This window comes from Kribbella sp. NPDC050459 (assembly GCF_040655315.1).
Classification (GTDB): Bacteria; Actinomycetota; Actinomycetes; order Propionibacteriales; family Kribbellaceae; genus Kribbella.
Genome location: NZ_JBFAJQ010000006.1, coordinates 300,560 through 318,617 on the forward strand (window position 1 = coordinate 300,560; position 18,058 = coordinate 318,617).

The 18,058-nt window shown below is 70.0% G+C and carries 13 protein-coding genes and 1 pseudogene; 9 read left to right on the forward strand and 5 right to left on the reverse strand.

Going from position 1 to position 18,058, the window contains the following annotated elements; translation table 11 throughout:
* Positions 1–23 precede the first annotated feature (23 nt).
* From AB0I12_RS22435 to AB0I12_RS22455, 5 genes are all read left to right on the forward strand, one after another.
* Positions 24–1,292, forward strand: a complete 1,269-nt coding sequence (locus AB0I12_RS22435) for a sensor histidine kinase (protein ID WP_359932880.1) — start codon at positions 24–26, stop codon at positions 1,290–1,292.
* Positions 1,293–1,296: 4 nt separating this feature from the next.
* Entirely contained in the window at positions 1,297–1,956 is a 660-nt protein-coding gene (locus tag AB0I12_RS22440; RefSeq protein WP_359932883.1) for a response regulator transcription factor, read from the forward strand.
* A 123-nt stretch (positions 1,957–2,079) separates the two neighbouring features.
* Entirely contained in the window at positions 2,080–2,961 is an 882-nt protein-coding gene (locus tag AB0I12_RS22445; RefSeq protein ID WP_359932886.1) for an ATP-binding cassette domain-containing protein, read from the forward strand.
* Complete coding sequence (locus AB0I12_RS22450; RefSeq protein WP_359932889.1) at positions 2,958–4,124, forward strand: ABC transporter permease; 1,167 nt, start codon at positions 2,958–2,960, stop codon at positions 4,122–4,124. The genes AB0I12_RS22445 and AB0I12_RS22450 overlap by 4 nt, the downstream gene beginning before the upstream one ends.
* A gap of 109 nt (positions 4,125–4,233) precedes the next feature.
* Positions 4,234–5,196: a LysR family transcriptional regulator gene (locus AB0I12_RS22455; protein WP_359932892.1), complete on the forward strand. Its 963-nt coding sequence runs from the start codon at positions 4,234–4,236 to the stop codon at positions 5,194–5,196.
* A 24-nt stretch (positions 5,197–5,220) separates the two neighbouring features.
* Here the strand turns inward: AB0I12_RS22455 and AB0I12_RS22460 are convergent, their stop codons facing one another.
* On the reverse strand, positions 5,221–6,489 hold the full coding sequence (locus AB0I12_RS22460; RefSeq protein WP_359932895.1) for a hypothetical protein: 1,269 nt from the start codon (positions 6,487–6,489) through the stop codon (positions 5,221–5,223).
* A gap of 119 nt (positions 6,490–6,608) precedes the next feature.
* On the opposite strand from AB0I12_RS22460, the gene AB0I12_RS22465 reads away from it, so the two are divergent.
* The gene (locus tag AB0I12_RS22465; RefSeq protein WP_359932898.1) at positions 6,609–7,433 is read left to right on the forward strand and encodes a sulfatase-like hydrolase/transferase; all 825 of its coding nucleotides are present in this window, start codon (positions 6,609–6,611) and stop codon (positions 7,431–7,433) included.
* A gap of 352 nt (positions 7,434–7,785) precedes the next feature.
* The gene (locus tag AB0I12_RS22470) at positions 7,786–9,165 is read left to right on the forward strand and encodes a sulfatase-like hydrolase/transferase (protein WP_359932902.1); all 1,380 of its coding nucleotides are present in this window, start codon (positions 7,786–7,788) and stop codon (positions 9,163–9,165) included.
* Here the strand turns inward: AB0I12_RS22470 and lipB are convergent.
* On the reverse strand, positions 9,147–9,863 hold the full coding sequence (gene lipB / locus AB0I12_RS22475; protein WP_359932905.1) for a lipoyl(octanoyl) transferase LipB: 717 nt from the start codon (positions 9,861–9,863) through the stop codon (positions 9,147–9,149). The genes AB0I12_RS22470 and lipB overlap by 19 nt on opposite strands.
* Before the next feature lie 94 nt (positions 9,864–9,957).
* On the opposite strand from lipB, the pseudogene AB0I12_RS22480 reads away from it, so the two are divergent.
* Positions 9,958–10,371 (forward strand): annotated as a pseudogene (locus AB0I12_RS22480) (protein kinase); the annotation flags it as partial.
* A gap of 1,920 nt (positions 10,372–12,291) precedes the next feature.
* The gene (locus AB0I12_RS22485) at positions 12,292–12,819 is read left to right on the forward strand and encodes a hypothetical protein (RefSeq protein WP_359933121.1); all 528 of its coding nucleotides are present in this window, start codon (positions 12,292–12,294) and stop codon (positions 12,817–12,819) included.
* A gap of 494 nt (positions 12,820–13,313) precedes the next feature.
* Here the strand turns inward: AB0I12_RS22485 and AB0I12_RS22490 are convergent, their stop codons facing one another.
* The 3 genes from AB0I12_RS22490 to sucB all read right to left on the reverse strand — a co-directional run bounded on the left by AB0I12_RS22490 (position 13,314) and on the right by sucB (position 17,983).
* Positions 13,314–15,092: a DUF222 domain-containing protein gene (locus AB0I12_RS22490; RefSeq protein WP_359932908.1), complete on the reverse strand. Its 1,779-nt coding sequence runs from the start codon at positions 15,090–15,092 to the stop codon at positions 13,314–13,316.
* A gap of 44 nt (positions 15,093–15,136) precedes the next feature.
* A complete protein-coding gene (locus tag AB0I12_RS22495; RefSeq protein ID WP_359932911.1) occupies positions 15,137–16,024 on the reverse strand; it encodes a TIGR01777 family oxidoreductase in 888 nt (295 codons plus the stop codon).
* A gap of 99 nt (positions 16,025–16,123) precedes the next feature.
* The gene (sucB, locus tag AB0I12_RS22500; RefSeq protein ID WP_359932914.1) at positions 16,124–17,983 is read right to left on the reverse strand and encodes a 2-oxoglutarate dehydrogenase, E2 component, dihydrolipoamide succinyltransferase; all 1,860 of its coding nucleotides are present in this window, start codon (positions 17,981–17,983) and stop codon (positions 16,124–16,126) included.
* Positions 17,984–18,058: the final 75 nt, after the last annotated feature.

Here is an 18,058-nt window from a genome sequence, read left to right on the forward strand (position 1 = left end):
GTTCCACCCGTAGGCTGATGAGAATGTGGACACGTCCGGTGCCGACCGCGCGCGAGCAGCGGTACGACGTACTCCTGGGGCTCGGGATGGCGCTGGCGGGGCTGCTCGGCGCCGAACTCGCCCGTGGCGCGGCGCCGCAGCACGTGGACCTCGGCATCGGCGGGGTGGAGCCGTACGTGCTCAGCGCGGCCGCCGCGTTGCCGCTGTGCTTCCGCCGCCGCTGGCCGATCCCGGTGCTGCTGCTGGTCGCGGTGCTGTTCGTGGTGAACGGCGAGCGCGCGGCGTTCGCGTTCGCGGGCAACCTGGTCACCCAGGCGACGATGTTCATGGCGATCTACGCCGCCGTCGCGTGGGCGCAGGACCGGCGGCTGATGAAGGCCGCGATCACGGTCGTGTTCATCGGCATGTTCGGCTGGCTGGCGGTGAACTTCGTCTCGGCGCTGCGGAACAACGCGATCGACGGGCCGAACCACGCCCTGTTCTCGCCGTACGTCTCCAGCGTGATCCTGACGGTCGTGCTGAACGTCCTCTACTTCTTCGGGGCGTACTTCTGGGGCCGGACCGCGTGGGCGACCGCCCGGCAGCGGTTCGAGCTCGAGCAGCAGGCGACCGAGCTGGCCACGCAGCAGGAGGCGAACTCGCGGCGCGCGGTGATCGACGAGCGGCTGCGGATCTCGCGTGAGCTGCACGACGTCGTCGCGCACCACATCAGCAGTATCGGCATCCAGGCCGGCGGCGCCCGGCGAGTGATGGACACCGACCCGGACGCCGCGAAGAACGCCCTGAACGTGATCGAGGAGTCCAGCCGGACCGCGGTGAACGAGATGCGCCAGCTGCTCGGCATGCTCCGCTCGGCGGACCCGGACGTCGACGTCGGTACGCCGGACCCCAAGGAGCCGCAGGCCGGCGCGGACCGGCTGCCGGCGCTGATCGCGGAGGCGAACGGCCTCGGCCTGGAGGTGGGGTTCCACCAGATCGGCGCGCCGGCCGAACTGCCGAAGACCGTCTCGGTGTCGGTCTACCGGATCGCCCAGGAAGCGCTCTCGAACGTCCGCAAACACTCGACGGCGCGCAGCGCCCATCTCACGCTGCGTTACCTCGGCGACGCGGTCGAGCTCGAAGTGATCGACGACGGCCGCCCCAAGCACGCGCCGGTCGGCAGCCGGCTCGGCCACGTCGGGATCCGGGAGCGGGTCGGGCTGCTCGGCGGCGAGAGCGAGATCGGCCCGCGGCCCGTGGGAGGATTCCGGGTCCGGGTCCGGATCCCGTTGATTGGAGTCACAGTTGAGTGAGGCGATGCGGGTACTCCTGGTCGACGACCAGGACCTGGTCCGCGCCGGTTTCCGGATGATCCTGTCGGTCGAGCCGGACGTCGAGGTGGTCGGCGAGGCGTCCGACGGCGAGAAGGCGATCGAGCTGGCGCTGGCGCTGCGGCCCGACGTCGTCCTGATGGACGTCCAGATGCCCGGGATGGACGGGATCACCGCGACCCAGCGGATCGTCGCCGAGGACGCCGGGAAGGTCGTGATCCTCACCACGTTCGACCGCGACGACTACCTGTTCGAGTCGCTCGGCGCCGGGGCGAGCGGCTTCCTGCTGAAGAACACCGCGCCGGAGGACCTGGTCGAGGCGATCCAGGTCGTGCACTCCGGCCACGCGCTGCTGGCCCCGGAGGTGACCCGGCGGGTGATCAAGCGGTTCACCGGCGGGGGAGAGCGGGTGTACCGGCCGGACCTGCTGGCGGAGCTGACCGAGCGGGAGCGCGAGGTGCTCGGGCTGATCGCCCGCGGCCTGACCAACACCGAGATCGCCGCCCAGTTGTACGTCGGCGAGGCGACGGTCAAGACCCACGTCTCCCGGGTCCTGCTGAAACTCGGCCTGCGCGACCGCGTCCAGGCCGTCGTGTTCGCCTACGAGTGCGGCCTGGTCACCCCTGGCGACGATCCGACCGGATGATTCGTCCGTCGTACGGATGACTCGATTCGTCACCCTCACGGGCGACGTGCCGACGTACCTGGGCTGACTAGCTTGGGAGCGTCGGGCGAGCGCCCGGCGGAACCTCAACGGGAACGGTGACACATGCTCAGGGTGGAAGGGCTCACCCGGCGGTTCGGTGATCATCTGGCGCTGGACGACGTGACCTTCGACGTCGTACCGGGACGGATGACCGGGTTCGTCGGGGCCAACGGGGCCGGGAAGACGACCACGATGCGGATCATCCTCGGCGTCCTGGCCGCGACGGCCGGCCAGGTGCGGTGGCAGGGCGAACCGCTGACCCAGGAGGTGCGCCGGGACTTCGGGTACATGCCCGAGGAACGCGGTCTGTACCCGAAGATGAAGATCCGCGACCAGTTGGTGTTCTTCGGCCGGCTGCACGGGCTTTCCGCGGAGCGCGCCTTGGAGCGGACCGAGAAGCTGCTCGAGCGGCTCGGACTCGCCGAGCGCGCGAATGATGTGCTCGAGACGTTGTCGCTGGGCAACCAGCAGCGGGTGCAGATCGCGGCCGCGCTGGTGCACGAGCCGATCGCGCTGGTGCTCGACGAGCCGTTCAGCGGCCTGGACCCGCTCGCCGTCGACGCGATGGTCGACCTGCTCCGCGAGGAGGTCACGCCGGAGGTGCCGGTGCTGTTCTCCAGCCACCAGTTGGACCTGGTCGAGCGGCTGTGTGACGACCTGGTCGTGCTGTCCCGCGGCAAGGTCGTCGCGGCCGGGGCCGTTGCCGAGCTGGCGGCCGGCCCCACGACGACGTACCGCCTGATGGTCGACGGCGACGCCGGGTGGCTGCGGGACATGCCGGGGATCAAGGTGCGCGACGTGGCCGGTGGTACGGCGCTGTTCGACGTACTCGACGGTGCTGTCGAGCAGCGGATTCTGCACGAGGCGCTCAGCCGTGGACCGGTCCGTGAGTTCGGGCCGGAGCGGGTGGCGCTCAGCGACGTCTTCCGGGAGGCGACCCGATGAACTCGTTGGACAGGCCCTGGGTGCTGATCGCCGAGCGCGAGATCACCACGAAGCTGCGGGACAAGACGTTCATCGGCTCGACCCTGGTGATGCTGCTGATCGTGATCGCGGCAGTGCTGATTCCCGCTGTGCTCGCGGGCAAGGGCGGCCCGGACAAGATTGCGGTCATCGACGATTCGGGCGTCAAGGTGGTCCAGCAGGCCTCGACCACCGCGGGTGGCGACGGCTTCGAGGCGACTCGCGTCGCCGACCGCGCGGCCGCCGAGAATGCCGTCACCGAAGGCGACGTGAAGGCCGCGCTGCTGCCGGGCACCGACGGGTACGTCGTCCTCGGCAAGGACCGCGTCGACTCGAGCCTGGAAGGCGCGCTGCGCGAAGCGGCCGCGGCGGTCGGGACCGAGGCGAACGCCGCCAAGGCCGGCCTGAGCCCGGCGGAACTGCACGCCGGCACGAAGGTCTCGCTGGAGTTGCTGACGCCCGGCCCGCTGCCTGACGTGGTGTCGGACTTCGTGAACATCGGGCTGGCGCTGGTGTTCTACATGACCGCGCTCGGCTTCGGCATGATGATCGCGCAGAGTGTCGTCCAGGAGAAGGAGAGCCGCGTCGTCGAGATCCTCGCCGCCGCGGTGCCGATCCGGTCGCTGCTGTGGGGCAAGGTGCTCGGCAACACGGTGCTCGCGCTGTCCCAGATCGTGCTGATCGCGGGCGTTTCGCTGATCGGGCTGCTGGCCACCGACCAGGCCGACATCCTCGAGGTGGTCGCGCCGGTCGCCGGGTGGTTCGTGGTGTTCTTCGTGCTCGGGTTCGTCGCGCTGGCCGGGCTGTGGGCAGTCGCCGGTTCGCTGGCGACGCGGCAGGAGGACCTCGGGTCGACCACGCTGCCCGGGCAGATGATCCTGATGATCCCGTTCTTCTTCTCCGTGTTCGCGGGATCGTCGGCCAAGACAGTGGCGTCGTTCGTGCCGATCGCGTCGTCGATGTCGATGCCCGGCCGGATGCTCACCGAGGACGTCCCGCTCTGGCAGCCGCTGGTCGCGATCGCGCTGCTGCTCGCCACCACCGTGCTGATCGTCCGGATGGGCGCCCGGCTGTACGAACGCACCCTGCTGCAGACCGGCCGCCGCCTTGGCTACCGCGAGGCGCTGGCGCTGAAAACTTCGTAGCTAATCGTCACGGCCGGGTCCGGCGTTACAGGTCCGGGCCCGGCTGTGACGAAACCGCAATGTTGGGCAGCTGTGTGCTGTGCGTAGACCTCGACTACGGTCTCAACGCATGAACGTCGAGCTGCGCCATCTGCGGGTGGTTGTCCTGGTGGCCGAAGCGGGGTCCGTCGGACGGGCCGCCCGCTGGCTCAAGGTCAGCCAGCCGAGCCTGACCGCGCAGCTGAAGCGGATCGAGGCGGCGTTCGGCGGTGAGCTGTTCGAACGCTCCCGCACCGGCGTCAAACCCACCCCGCTCGGCCGGTACGCCGTCGATCGGGCCCGCGCCATCCTGGTCGACGTCGACCACCTCTCGGCGACGGTGTCCGCGATGACCGCGGTCGAGTCGTCGGCTGTCCGGCTCGGCGGATTCCCGACCGCGCCGATGTCCGGGATCGCGTCCCGGCTCCGCTCGCACGGCGAGATCGAGCAGGTGAGCATCGAGGTCGAGTGGTCGACCAGCGTGCTGCTGCAGCAGCTGGAGAGCGGCCGGCTGGATTTCGCGTTGCTGCGCGAGTTCCCCGGCTTCGAGCTGCGGCTGCCGGCCGGCGTCGAGGCCACCACGGTCGTCGAGTCGGAGTCGGCGTACGTCGCGCTCTCGGCCGACCACCCGGTCGCATGCCGGACGCGCGGCGAGATCGAGCTGGCGGCGCTCAGCGACGAGGAGTGGATCGGGGAACCGCCGGACGACAGCGGGTTCCACGTACTGTTCCGCGCGGCGTGCGAGGCGGCCGGATTCCAGCCGCGCGTGGAACATCACTCCGTCGACACGTCGGTGCTGATGGGCTTCGTGACCAGTGGACAAGGCGTGGCGCTGATCTCGCCCACGTCGTACCGGATGCTGTCGCCCGAAGTCACCACCCGCACCCTGGCCGGCGACCCGATTCACCGCAAACTGATCCTCGCCTGGAGCACCGACTCCCCGCGAGCCCAGATGGCCGGCGACGTCCTCCACATGGCAACCGCCGCCTACGACGAAGCCATCACCGAACATGCCCGCCGAGACCAGCACCAACAACGCATGCACGTCGCCTGAGCTCAGCCGGTGCCTCGCCTGGTTTCAGGCGGGTCGTACTGCGGGGTTCTCGAACGCGAGGTGGAACTCCCCGGTGTCCTCGGGGTCCTCCATCCGCTCCCGATACTGAGCACCCATCTGCTCCTTGGGAGCCACAGCCCGCTCTGCCTTCTCCTCCACCGGACTGTCTCCGTCCGGCTGAGCCTGATCAGCCCCCGGCACCTCCGGCGTGCTCTGCGCTACCGGCTTGGCCTCTGAAGGCTGGGGATCGGCCGGCCGTGCCGGATGGTCCGGCGCGGCTGCCTTAGGAGGCTCCATCGGCTGGGCCTCATCGACCGGAGGCGCTGCCGCCGGCTTGGCTTCTGCAGGCTGGGCGTCTGCCGGCTGTGCCGGGTGGACCGGCGCAGCTGCCTGGGGCGGCTCCATCGGCCGGGCCTCATCGACCGAAGGTGCTGCCGCCGGCTCGGCTTCCGCCGGCTTGGCTTCCGGAGGCTGGGCGTCGGCCGGCTGTGTCGGCTGGGCTGGGGCAGCTGCGTGGGGAGTGTTGCTCACCGGCTGGGTTTCGTCGAGGGGAGGGGCTGCGGGCTCGTCCGCCTCGACGGGCTCGGCGGCCGGGGCGTGGGCGACTACCGTCTCGTCGGCGTAGTTGCTGTCGGCATCTGCGTCCGGGAACTGCCGGGTGTGCTCAGCCTCCTCGGCCGCACCGACAGGGAACTGGCGCGTCTGCTCGTCGGCCTGGTTGCGCGGCTGGACCGGCTCGGGCTCGTCGAACAGGTCGTCGTACCGCGTGTGGCTCTCGTACGCCGCCGGCGCCTGATAGGTGCCCCCGGCAACCGGATACACCGCGGCGACGTCCGCCTCCTGCTGCGCCTGCGCGGCTTCCTGCTCGCGCTGCAGCCGCTCGGCGTCGGCCCGCTCTCGGCGCCGCCGCTGGACACCCTGGACGATCAGCTGAATCGCGTACACCAGCGAGATCACCCCGAGGATCGGCACCACGCCGTTCAGCGTGTACTGCTTCGACCCCTCGATCATCCCGCTCGTGACGCCGGGGACGTCGTTCAGGAAGTTCGTGGTCCGGTTCGGGATCCACAGCCAGCAGTAGACCAAGGTGCCGAAGGCGACGAACGCCCCCAGCGCGCCGGCGCCGGAGAAGTACGACACCACGGCCCAGAAGATCAGCGCGCCGATGCCGTAGGCGAGCGCCATCTCCTTCGCGTTCAGCTCGATACCGCCCGGCGCCGCGAGCACCCCGAACACCGCCGGACCGGCCAGAGCGACAGCTACCCCGAGCAAAAACCCAAGAAATTTGGCCACGAGCCCAAGGTAGCCACGTTCGGCCGCCACGCCGTGCAGACACTTCGGCGCCGCCCGGATCGTCACACCGGACACATCTGCCCCACCCGACCCGGCAATCGCTTGCCTAGGCTTGGCGCGTGGACCGTCCTCCGAACATCCTGGTTGTCCTGTCCGACGAGCACACCGCCGCCGCAGCGGGGTGGGCCGGCCATCCGTACGTCAAGACACCGCATTTGGACCGGCTGGCGTCGCATGGCGTTTCGTACGACCGCGCGTACACGAACAGCCCCATGTGCGTGCCGTCCCGCCTCTCACTCCTCGCAGGCCAGTACGTGCACCAGACCGGGGCCTGGGACAACGGTGTCATCCCGGACGCGTCGTACCGCACCTGGGCGCACCACCTCCGCGAAGCCGGCTACACCTCGGTGATCGCGGGCCGCACCCACTTCAACGGACCGGACCGCTTGCTCGGCTTCGACCGCCGCCTCACCGACGACCTGGACTTCTGGCTCGACCACAGCGGCCGCCCACCCCGTCGTACCGCGGACTGGCGACGCCCGAGCAACTCTCACGTCACCGAGCAGGGACCGGGCCACCACGTCCACACCGCGCACGATGTCGCCGCGACGGACGCCGCTGTGGAGTTCCTGCGCGACCCGGGCGAGGACCCGTTCCTGCTGTACGTCGGCTACATGCACCCGCACTTCCCGTTGGTCGCACCACCGGAGTTCCGCGCGCTGTACGACCCCGCCGACGTCGAGCTACCCGCAACAGCAGCCGACGAGCACCCGGTGATCTCGCTGCTACGACACGGCTTCCGCAATGACGAGCCGCTGACTGAGGAGCAGATACGGGAGGCGACGGTCTGTTACTGGGCCCTGATCAGTCACCTCGACCACCAGATCGGTCGGCTGCTGTCCGCGGCATCTGGCACAAACAGTGCTTCTACGAGCCCGCCGTAGGCATCCCACTACTCCTGCGCCATCCGTCGCTCCAACCGCACCGCACCAACGCTCACGTCAGCCTGGTCGACGTCCTTCCCACCCTCCGGGACGTTGCCGGCCTAGCAGCTGATCCAAAGCTTCCAGGGCATTCGCTGTTGGACCCACAGGACCGCCCGGTCCTGTCGGAGTACCACGCCCAAGGCATGGTCGACGGCCGTTGACGAGGACCCGCTGGAGCTCCATGACCTGTCCGGTGAGACGGCTCTGGTGCAGCGACTGGATGCTGAGCTGAGATTGCTGCTGGATCCAGATGCGACCGATGCCCGTGCGAAGGCTGACCAGGCCGCGCGTCTCTCGAGAGGATGAGTTGTTGCCCGCTCCGAACATTCTGCTGATCGTTTCCGACGACCACGGGTACGCCGATCGCAGCGGCCTTGGTGTGCACCCGGACGTCCGTACTCCGGCGCTGGACAGACTGGCCGCGGAGGGAGTGACCTGCACCGACGCGTACGTGACGGCGCCGATCTGCAGCCCGTCGCGGGCGTCGATCATCTCCGGGCGGTACCAGCAGCGGTGGGGCGGCCAATGGTTCGACTCGGCCGAGTTCCCGCCGGCCGACGTACCGACGCTGGCGGAGATCCTGCGTGACCAGGGGTACCGGACCGGCTACTTCGGCAAGGTGCACTACGGGAAGGAAGACGTGAGGGACAGGGCGTGTCCGCCGCACCACGGCTTCGAGGAGACGCTGTACGGGCTGGCGGGACAGTCGTTCGGCCGGCTCAACTACCTGCATCACTCCGAGGACGCGGTCGCGTCGTACGGTCAGCCCGCCGCGCACCACATGGCCGTGCAGCCGCTGCTGTCCGGTGACGAGCCGGTCGAGCACGAGGGCTTCCTGACGGCCGAGTTCGGTCGGCGCGCGTCGGAGTTCATGAGCGCGGAGGACGAGCGGCCGTACTTCTGCATGGTCGCGTTCAACGCCGTACACAACTTCTGCTGGCAGCTCCCGGACTCCGAACTGGAGGCGCGCGGCCTGCCGGCGTTCCGCGACTGGTCGCCGGACACCGACCGGCCGTTCATGGAGTGGTACGACGACGTGATCGTGCCGAACTTGCCGCACGGGCGCGAGTACTACCTGGCCCAGCTGGAGCTGATGGACGCCGAGATCGGCCGGCTACTCGACACAGCGGGCGACGACACGATCGTCGTGTACGTGACTGACAACGGCGGATCGACCTGCAACTTCGGCGACAACGCTCCGCTGCGTGGCACGAAGTACACGCTCTGGGACGGCGGCATCCGCATCCCCATGCTGTGGCGCTGGCCCGGCCAACTGCCGGCCGGACGCCGTACCGACGCACTCGTCAGCACGATGGACCTGGTCCCGACACTGGCCGCAGCGGCCGGTGCGACGGTTGAGGGCGCCGACGGCCTCGACATCCTGCCCGTGCTGGCGGGGTCCGCCTCCGTGGCGCACGAGAACCTGCACTGGGACTGTGGCTTCCAGTGGGCGGTCCGGTCGGGGGACTGGAAGCTCAGCTGGGTCGCGGACGATGCCAACACCAGGCACCTGCGTGACTACGAACATGCGCCCATGGGGGAGGGCTGGTTCCTGGCCAACCTGGCCGACGACATCGGCGAGCAGACCAACCAGCTGTCAGCTCAGCCGGAGGTCGTGGCCCAGCTGCGCTCTCTGCACGCCGACTGGCGCGCGGAGGTCGGTCTGGAGCCTCAGACGGTCAGCCCGTAGGTGATCGCGGTCGGCGGCTCCTCGTGATGGTCGATGTCCGGGCTGCGCTCGTACTCGTTCCAGGCGAGGAGCTCGTCGAGGTGCCGGCGGACCGGCTCGAGGACCTCGGCGATCGTGACCTCGCGCCCCAGCTCCCTGGACAGGGTGGTCACGTCGGCGTCCGAGATGCCACACGGGACGATCCGGTCGAACCACGCCAGGTCGTTGTTGCAGTTCAGCGCGAAGCCGTGCATGGTCACGCCCTGCGCGACCCGGATGCCGATCGCGGCGATCTTCCGCTCCCGGCCGCGGTCGTCGGCCGCGACCCAGGCCCCGCTGCGGCCCTTGACCCGGCCGGTCTTCACGCCGAGCTCGGCGCAGACGGCGATCAGAGCCTCCTCGAGTCGCCGGACGTAGTCGACGACGTACACGTGTGAGGCGAGCTTCACGATCGGGTACCCGACCAGTTGCCCCGGTCCGTGCCAGGTGATCTTGCCGCCACGGTCGACGTCCACCACCGGCGTACCGTCCATCGGCCGCTCGTGCGGCTCGGTGCGCTTGCCGGCGGTGTAGACAGGCGGGTGCTCGAGCAGGATCACCGTGTCCGAGCCGGTGCCCTCGGCAACCTCCCCGTGCAGTCGTCGCTGCTCGGCCCACGCGGACTCGTAGTCCACCGCGTCGGCACCGAAACCGGCTTCCACGTACCTGATAGCCCTCACGCCTTCGAGTGTAGGTGCCGCCTGATCAGGGCCTGCGCCCTGGGCTGTGGATAACTTCGACGGGCGGGGTCGCGATCGGTGCATCCTCTTGGGCATGGACCTCGCAGACCTCACCGGTTACAGCCTGCGCCGGCAGCTCGGGTCCGGACCGTCGGGCACCGTCTGGCAGGTCCGGGACCGCGCCACCGGCCGCAATGCCGTGCTCAAACACATCCCGCTCAGCGCGTGCCCCGACCCTCGGCGGCTCCGCGAGGACCTCAGCATGCTCGCCCGGATCCGGCATCCGCACGTCGCCCGCCTGCTCGAGCACCGCGAGACCGACACCGGCTGGATCCTGATCACCCAACACCTCGCCGCCGGCACCCTGGCCGCCCTCCTCACCCGCCGCGGCCCCCTCACGTACGGCGAGCTGGTCACCCTCCTCGCCCCGCTCACCGACGCCCTGGCTCATCTCCACACCTCTGGCCTCACCCACGGCGCCATCCACCCTCACAACGTCTTGTTCGACGCCGACGGCCGCCCGGTCTTCACCGACGCCACCCTCCACCGAGACCCCACCACCACCGATCTCCAGGCCCTCGCCACCGTCACCCAGCATGCCGCCGCCGACCCCGCCCCTTTCCCAGCCGCCTTCTTCACGAACCCACCCATCCAAACCCTGCCCCACCACGTCCTCGCCCTGACCCAAGCCCTCCCTATAGACCTGGCCCCACCCAACCCCCTCACCCCACCGTCACCCACAAACCTCCCCGCCGGATGGTCTCCCGCCACAACGACCAGCCCCAGCGCGACCGAGCTCTCTGGAGATCAGCCGACCCACGACTCCCGGCGCCTCGGCAATCAACCTGCGCCGTCAGACGGATCCGCAGACGACGACGATTCGCCCTCCGCCTCCCGCGCACCGCTCGCTCCGCCGCCGCCGCCCAACTCACCACCAGCACCACCACCCCAACCAAGCCACCCCCAACCCACCCCACCCTCCGCCAAAGCCCCCTCAAGACGCACCCGCCGCGGCCCCACCCTCCGCCGACCACGCGCATCAGCCCGCCTACCCCCAACACTCAGCCGCCTCGAACCACCCGCGCCCACCCCACTCGAACCACCCGCGCCGACCCCACTCGAACCTCCGGCGCCAAGCCGCTTCCAAACCCCTGCGCCAGGCGAACCCGAAGCCCATACGACAGGCCAGCGCCAGCCCGCTGCGACAATCCAGCGCCAACCCTCTGCACCGACCCGATCCGAATCGCCCACGTCCAGCCGGTTCGAATCACCCGCCAGCCAGCCCGGACCCCCTACGCCGAGCGGCCTCGAACCCCCTGTGCTGAGCGGACGCGAGCCCTCTGCGCTGAGCGGCCCCGGACCTTCTGTGCCGAGCGGCCTCGAACCTTTTGTGCCGACCGGCCCCGGACCCTCTGTGCCGACCTGCCCCGGACCCTCTGCGCTGAGCCGACTTGAATCGCCCGCGCCGAACCCACTTGAACCTCCGGCGCCGAGTCGGGGCCATGCCCCTGCGCCAGGCGAGCCCGAAGTGTCTGCGGCAAGCCAGCGCCAACCGCCTGCCCCGAGCCGATTCGAACCACCTGCGTCCAGCCGGTTCGAATCGTCCGCCAGCGAGCTCACAGCCCCTGCACTGAGCCGCCTCGAACCCTCTCCGCTGAGCCGACTCGATTCACCCGCGCCGAGCCGACTCGGATCGCCCGCGCCGGGCCGACTCGAAGCATCCGAGCCGAGCCGACTGGCGCGTCCGACGTTGAGTCCGCTCTCGCCTCCCGCGCTCCGCCGACCACCGGGCCCTGCGCCCGGCGGACGCTCACGCCCCTGGTTCCCCACCCTTCCACGCACCGAGTTGGGCCGTCGCTCGCGTGCCGGGGCCCGCCGCCATTCACCCCCTGTGCTTAGTCGACGTTCAAGCCCCGCACTCTGGGCTCTCTCGCGCCTTGGGAGCCGAAGCCTCTCGCGCCTTGGGCTCCGCACCCCCTCGCGCGTTGGGCTCCGCAGCCGCTTACGCCCCGAGGCACGCGGCCCCTCGCGCTCCACGTCCCTTGGTCTCTCAGGAGCCGGTGCTTGCAGAACCGAGCGACCCTCACAGCGTCGATTCCCGCAAGTCTCGCTCCGTGTGCGGTTGCACCCGGCGTACGGCGTCCTCGCCGCGGTCGCCCTCGGCGCGGTCGTCGTATTCGCCATCGGAATCGCCGCACTCCGCACGATCGACGCACCACCAGTTGCTCAACCAGGCCGCACGCATTCGCAGCCCACGCCACCCCAAACGGCTGGGCGCCCGACGGTATCGCCAACCCACCGATCCGAACCAACCGCGACCTCGACCACCCCCACACGATCGACCGCGAAGTCTCCGCCGACTGCGCATCCGCCGACCGCGCCGCCGACCGCACCAGCAACCGAACCGCCGGTGCGGTCGACAGTTGGCGTGCCGGCGGCTTCTGCGCGTCCTGAGGCATCGCCGGGTACGACACGGAGCGCAGCTGCTTCACCAGCAGAATCCACGGCATCTCCAGCAGAGGTAGCTGCCTGGAAGCGAACGCTGGAAGCACTCGACGCCGAACGTGCCAAGGCGTTCTGGACACTCGATCTCGATGCCCTCGATCGGATCTACGTTCCAGGTAGTCCGCCCTGGCTCAGGGACCGCGCACTTCTCGCTGGGTACCGCGAACAGAACATTCGCGTCGAAGGCCTTCGGATCACGATCGACAGCACCGCGATCACCCGTCGCACTTCAACGACCGTCACCCTCAAAGTCACCGACCGCTTGACGGCCGGCCAGGCGATCGATGCCGGCGGCACCAAGACCACGCTGCCAAGCGGCATCCCGACGACGAGGCTGATCACGATGACCAGCACACCAGGCAGGCCAGCAACACCCAGCCCGGCGCCCTCACGCAGCTCCGAGCGCGAACCGACGGCCGGTTGGCGTATCAGCACGATCATCCAGGCCTGACCCACGAAGGTTCGCTGGATGCGGGTGGTGGGTTACCGGCACGCGGGCCGCACGCTTGGGCTCGCACCAAGCGGGTCGCGTTCGGACCCAAGCGCGGGCCGAGGTCGGGTCAGGCTCGAGATGCGGCCGGGCTTGAGCCTGGAGCCGGGGCCGGGCGGGGCCGTACGCACCGAATCGCGCTAGCGCTCAGACTCGGTCTCGCGGCGCGCCCACCGCCGGGCTCTGGGGCGCGCTCGGGGGCGCGCTCGGGGTCGCGCTCGGTGTCGGGCTCAGAGTCGAGCTTGGGGTCGTGCTTGGGGTCGGGCTCAGAGTCGAGCTTGGGGTCGTGCTTGGGGTCGGGCTCAGAGTCGAGCTTGGGGTCGTGCTTGGGGTCGGGCTCAGAGTCGAGCTTGGGGTCGTGCTTGGGGTCGTGCTTGGGGTCGAGCTCAGCGTCGACTTCGGAGTCCAGATTGGGGTCGAGGTGCGATGTTGGTGGTTTGGGCGGGTGTGGTGGGTCAGAAAGGCGGGGGACCGAGGGGGCTGGATGACAGGTGGCGTGTGGGCGCGGAGGTTTGGGGGTGGTCGGTTGGGGGTGGGTCTTGTGGTGGTGCGATGGGGCCTCGGGCGGGTGGGACTGTGGTGTAGCGGTGGCCGGTGGGGGTTGTGAGTGTGACCGAGCCGTCGGGGTGGGGTGTTGTGGTCCAGCCCCAGGCAGGGGTGTCTTTGATGACGTGGTGGTACGCGCAGTACGGGATCAGGCCGGCGAGGTGGGTCTGTTTGGATTTCGCGAAAGGGGTTGCGTGGTCGCGGTGGCATTCGCGCGAGGTGCGGTTGCAGCCTGGCCAGGCGCAGACGGGGTGCCGGGCGAGGAGCGTTTCGGTGACGAGTACGCCGGGGTCGTGGCGGGTGGTGGAGGCATCCAGGACTGTGCCGTTGGTGGGGTCGGTGAGGAGTCTGCGCCAGGTGCCGTCGGCGGCGATGCGGCGGGCCATGTCGGCGGGGATGGGCCCGTAGCCGGTGAGTTCGCAGGGGTCGTCGTCCATGCCGAGGAGCGTGGTGACGGGGATGAGGACCTCGATATGCGGCCGTCTGCGGTGCTGATCGGGCAGGCGGCGGCCGAGCCAGTCCAGGCCGTTGTGCAGCATGTACTCGAACAGATCCGCCACGGCATCCGCGCGTCGCTGTTCCGCTGTCCGCTTTGGCCCCGCGGCCGGCTCTGGCGGGTCCGACGCTTGTGTGCCTAGCTTCTGTGCGCCAGGCACCGCCCGTTCCGATGCTCCGGATTGGTGGGCGGCGTTGGTGGGTGGGGTGGATTCAGGAGTCGGGGTGGTGCGTTTGGCGAGGGTGGCCATGGCTTGGATGACTACCCACATTTGCTGGATCTTGTCGGCGGTGTGGACGACCCAGAGGCCGGCCATGCCGTCGGAGAGTGGCACGATCTTGCAGGTGCGCTCGGTTGCGGCGGCTCGGTGGGGATCGGTGCCACCAGGCGCGGCGTTGCGGGTGATGTGCTTGGCGACCTGGCGGCGCAGAGAGGCGTTGAGGTTGGAGTGGGTCTGGCCGGGGGCGCGGCGCAGTACGTGGGATTCGACGGCGTGCGCGGCGGCCGGGGGCAAGGGGCGGGTCGCCTCGGAGATTGCGAGTGCCTTGGACCAGGTGAGGGCACCGCATCGGAGTGCTGTGTGGGTCGCGGTCAGCGCGCCGGTCAGGTGGAGGGCGGTGTCGATGTGCCGGCCGACTGTCTGGGGCGACAGTTTGAGGGCGGCGGCGATCTCCGCCGACCAGGACCGCTCGGGGTCGATCGGGCGTCCGTGTGAGTCGAGTTGTGCCGGGCGGGGCGTATCGACGGATTGAGCCTTGCGTTGCCGGTAGAACGACGCCATCGCGGCGGCCTTGATGGATGCGGCCCAGGCTTCCATCCGGGACGCGGCCTTCATTGCCTCGATCAGCGCGACGGGCGACTCGAGCTGCGGCCGCAGCTCTTCCAGCGCCGCCGCGAGCTCGGCGCCCGGCGGGAGGGACACCCACGCGGGCGCCTTCAGGCGCAGCATCTCCCGCTCGGCGGCGTCCTGATCGACGCCGGCCCACAACTCCCATTCGAGTTCGTCGACGCGCGACATCGGCGGCAGGTCGTCGTACAGATCCTCTTCGCTCAGGAAGCGCGGAGGCTGTGGGTCGTCAGGGTCGTACAGATCGTCGGGCGGAGGCCGGTACTGGTCCGCCTCGGCAGTCGTGAACCACGGCTCGGTCGGCGCTGGTGCGCCGAGGGGTGGGTTGATCGCGACCGCCGTCATGCGAGTATATTAGAACACCCGTTCGATTGGACCAAATCGAAAAGCTAGGCGAGGGCGGCGGAGATGGCGGTGGTGATGGTGGGGTGGTGGAAGGTGAAGCCGGTGGATTGGAGGCGGGTGGGTAGCGCCCGTTTGCTGCCGAGGAGTTCCCAGGCGAATTCGCCGAGGGCGAGCTTCATGAGGATCGCGGGCACCGGGACGAACGCGGGACGGTGCAGGGCGGTGGCCAGGGCTTCGGTGAGTTCGGAGTTCGTTGCGGGTGCCGGGAGGGCGATGTTGACGGGGCCGCTCACGGCGTCGTTCTCCGCGACGTGCCGGACGGCGCGGATCCAGTCGGTCAGCGAGACCACTGGGAAGTACTGCGTCCCGGAGCCGAACCGCCCGCCCAGGCCGATGCGGAAAGGAAGGGAGAGGAGTTGAAACGCCGGAGCCTTGCGGTCGAGGACGACGCCTGTACGCAAAGCGGCTACCCGGCTACCTGCCGCGCGGGCCGGCTCGAGCGCGCCCTCCCACAGCCGGACGACGTCGGACAGGAAGCCTTCACCGAGTTCGGAGTCCTCGGTGAGGATGCGGTCGCCGAGATCGGTGCCGTAGCCGCCGATCCCGCTCTGGGTGATCAGCACCGGTCGCCGGTCGAGCTCTACGGCGGCCGCGGCCAGCGTCGCGGTCGTCGCGATGCGGCTCTCGCGGATCGTGCGGCGGTACGTCGGTGTCCACGGGCGGCCGATGTTCGCGCCGGCCAGGTTGACCAGGACGTCGGGATCGTCGAGCGCGCTCAGGTCGAGATCACCCGCCGCCGGGTCCCAGCGGACCTCGTCCGGGGCCGACGGCGGCCGCCGGACCAGCCGGACGACCTGGTGGCCGTTGGCAACCAAGTCGCGGGCGAGGGCCCTGCCGAGGAAACCGGAGGCGCCGGCCAGTACGTACTTCATCCCGTTCAGCTCCTTGTCCGCTCACACCTGGCGCGTCAACACAACAGCGCCGGTGCCCATCTCCGCGGAGACGGGCACCGGCGCCGGTGTCCGATCGGATCAGACGTCGAACTGGGCCTCTTCGAGGCGCTGCTTGACCGCCGTCAGGTAGCGGGCCGCGTCGGCGCCGTCGACCAGGCGGTGGTCGTAGGTCAGGGCCAGGTACACCATCTGCCGGATCGCGATCGTCTCGCCGAGCTCCGGGTGGGTGATGACGACCGGGCGCTTCACCACGGCGCCGGTGCCGAGCATGCCGACCTGCGGCTGGTTCAGGATCGGGGTGTCGAACAGTGCGCCCCGGCTCCCGGTGTTGGTGATGGTGAACGTGCCGCCCGCCATCTCGTCCGGCAGCACCTTGTTGTTACGGGTGCGGTCGGCGAGGTCGGCGATCTTCTTCGCCAGGCCGGCGATGTTCAGGTCGCCGGCGTTGTGGACGACCGGGACCATCAGGCCGCGCTCCACGTCCACCGCGATGCCGAGGTGCTCGGCCGCGTGGTACGTGATCTCGCCCTTCTCCTCGTCGATCGACGCGTTCAGCTTCGGGTACTGCTTGAGCGCGTCGACCGCGGCCAGCGCGAAGAACGGCAGGAACGACAGCTTGACGCCCTCGCGGGCCTCGAACTCGGCCTTCTTCTTGTTCCGCAGCTTGGCGATCTCGGTGACGTCGACCTCGACCACGGTGGTCAGCTGGGCCGAGACCTTCAGGCTGTTGACCATGTGGGCCGCGATCGCCTTGCGGATCCGGCTCATCTTCTCGGTGGTACCGCGCAGCGGGCTGATCGGCGCGGCCTTTGCGGCGGCCGGGGCCGGAGCCTGGGCGGCCGGCGCCGGTGCGGCCGCGGCGGCCTTCTTCGCCTCGGCGGCGGCGATCACGTCCTGCTTGCGGATGCGGCCGCCGACGCCGGTGCCCTGTACGGCGTTCAGGTCGACCTCGTGCTCGGCCGCGAGCTTGCGGACCAGCGGGGTGACGTAGTTCGGGCCGTCCGCGGCGGCGCCGTTCGGCGACACGGACGGAGCAGCCGGCGCCGGAGCAGCCTGCGGAGCGGGAGCCTGGGCCGGAGCGGGCGCCTGAGCAGCCGGAGCGGCGGCCGGTGCGGGAGCAGCAGCCGGAGCAGCAGCCGGGGCTTGAGCGGGAGCCGGAGCCTGAGCCTGAGCGGGAGCCGGAGCCTGAGCGGCCGGAGCCGGCGCGGCGGCGGGAGCAGGAGCAGCGGCGGGAGCCGGGGCCTCGGCGGGCGCGGCGGCGGCCGGGGCGGCCGATCCCGAGCCGACGATGGCCAGTTCGGCGCCGACCTCGACGGTTTCGTCCTCCGCGACCTTGATCTCCAGGAGCTTGCCGGCGATCGGGCTCGGGATCTCGGTGTCGACCTTGTCGGTGGAGACCTCGAGGAGCGGCTCGTCGACGGCCACGTCGTCGCCGACCTGCTTCAGCCAGCGGGTGACCGTACCCTCGGTCACGCTCTCACCGAGCGCGGGCAGCGTCACCGGCGTACCCGAAGCGGACCCGCCGGCAGCCTCAGCGGCAGGAGCCTCGGCAGCAGGAGCCTCAGCGGCAGGCGCCGGAGCAGCAGCCTCGCCGGCCGGAGCGGCCTCGGCGGCAGGCTCAGGAGCAGCCTCGGCTGCGGGCTCAGGAGCAGCCTCGGCGGCGGGCTCGGCCGGAGCCGCAGGAGTGGAGCCGGCCTCGCCGGCGTCGCCGATGACGGCCAGTTCCGCGCCGACCTCGACGGTCTCGTCCTCGGCGGCCTTGATCTCGAGCAGGGTGCCGGCGACGGGACTCGGGATTTCGGTGTCGACCTTGTCGGTCGAGACCTCCAGCAGGGGTTCGTCCACGGCAACCGTGTCACCGACCTGCTTGAGCCAGCGGGTGACGGTTCCTTCGGTGACGCTCTCCCCGAGGGCCGGCAGGGATACAGAGGTCGGCATGACGGTCGTTGCTCCTTCGTCTGATCGGTCGAGTGTCAGCCTACGGTGCCGCCTGAGCGCGCGGGATCCGGGTCA

Coding starts and splice junctions, on each gene's coding strand:
- AB0I12_RS22440 (WP_359932883.1), top strand. CDS start 1,297: ATGCGGGTACTCCTGGTCGACGACCAGGACCTGGTCCGCGCCGGTTTC.
- AB0I12_RS22445 (WP_359932886.1), top strand. CDS start 2,080: ATGCTCAGGGTGGAAGGGCTCACCCGGCGGTTCGGTGATCATCTGGCG.
- AB0I12_RS22455 (WP_359932892.1), top strand. CDS start 4,234: ATGAACGTCGAGCTGCGCCATCTGCGGGTGGTTGTCCTGGTGGCCGAA.
- AB0I12_RS22490 (WP_359932908.1), bottom strand. CDS start 15,092: ATGACGGCGGTCGCGATCAACCCACCCCTCGGCGCACCAGCGCCGACC.
- sucB (WP_359932914.1), bottom strand. CDS start 17,983: ATGCCGACCTCTGTATCCCTGCCGGCCCTCGGGGAGAGCGTCACCGAA.
- AB0I12_RS22450 (WP_359932889.1), top strand. CDS start 2,958: ATGAACTCGTTGGACAGGCCCTGGGTGCTGATCGCCGAGCGCGAGATC.
- AB0I12_RS22495 (WP_359932911.1), bottom strand. CDS start 16,024: ATGAAGTACGTACTGGCCGGCGCCTCCGGTTTCCTCGGCAGGGCCCTC.
- AB0I12_RS22435 (WP_359932880.1), top strand. CDS start 24: ATGTGGACACGTCCGGTGCCGACCGCGCGCGAGCAGCGGTACGACGTA.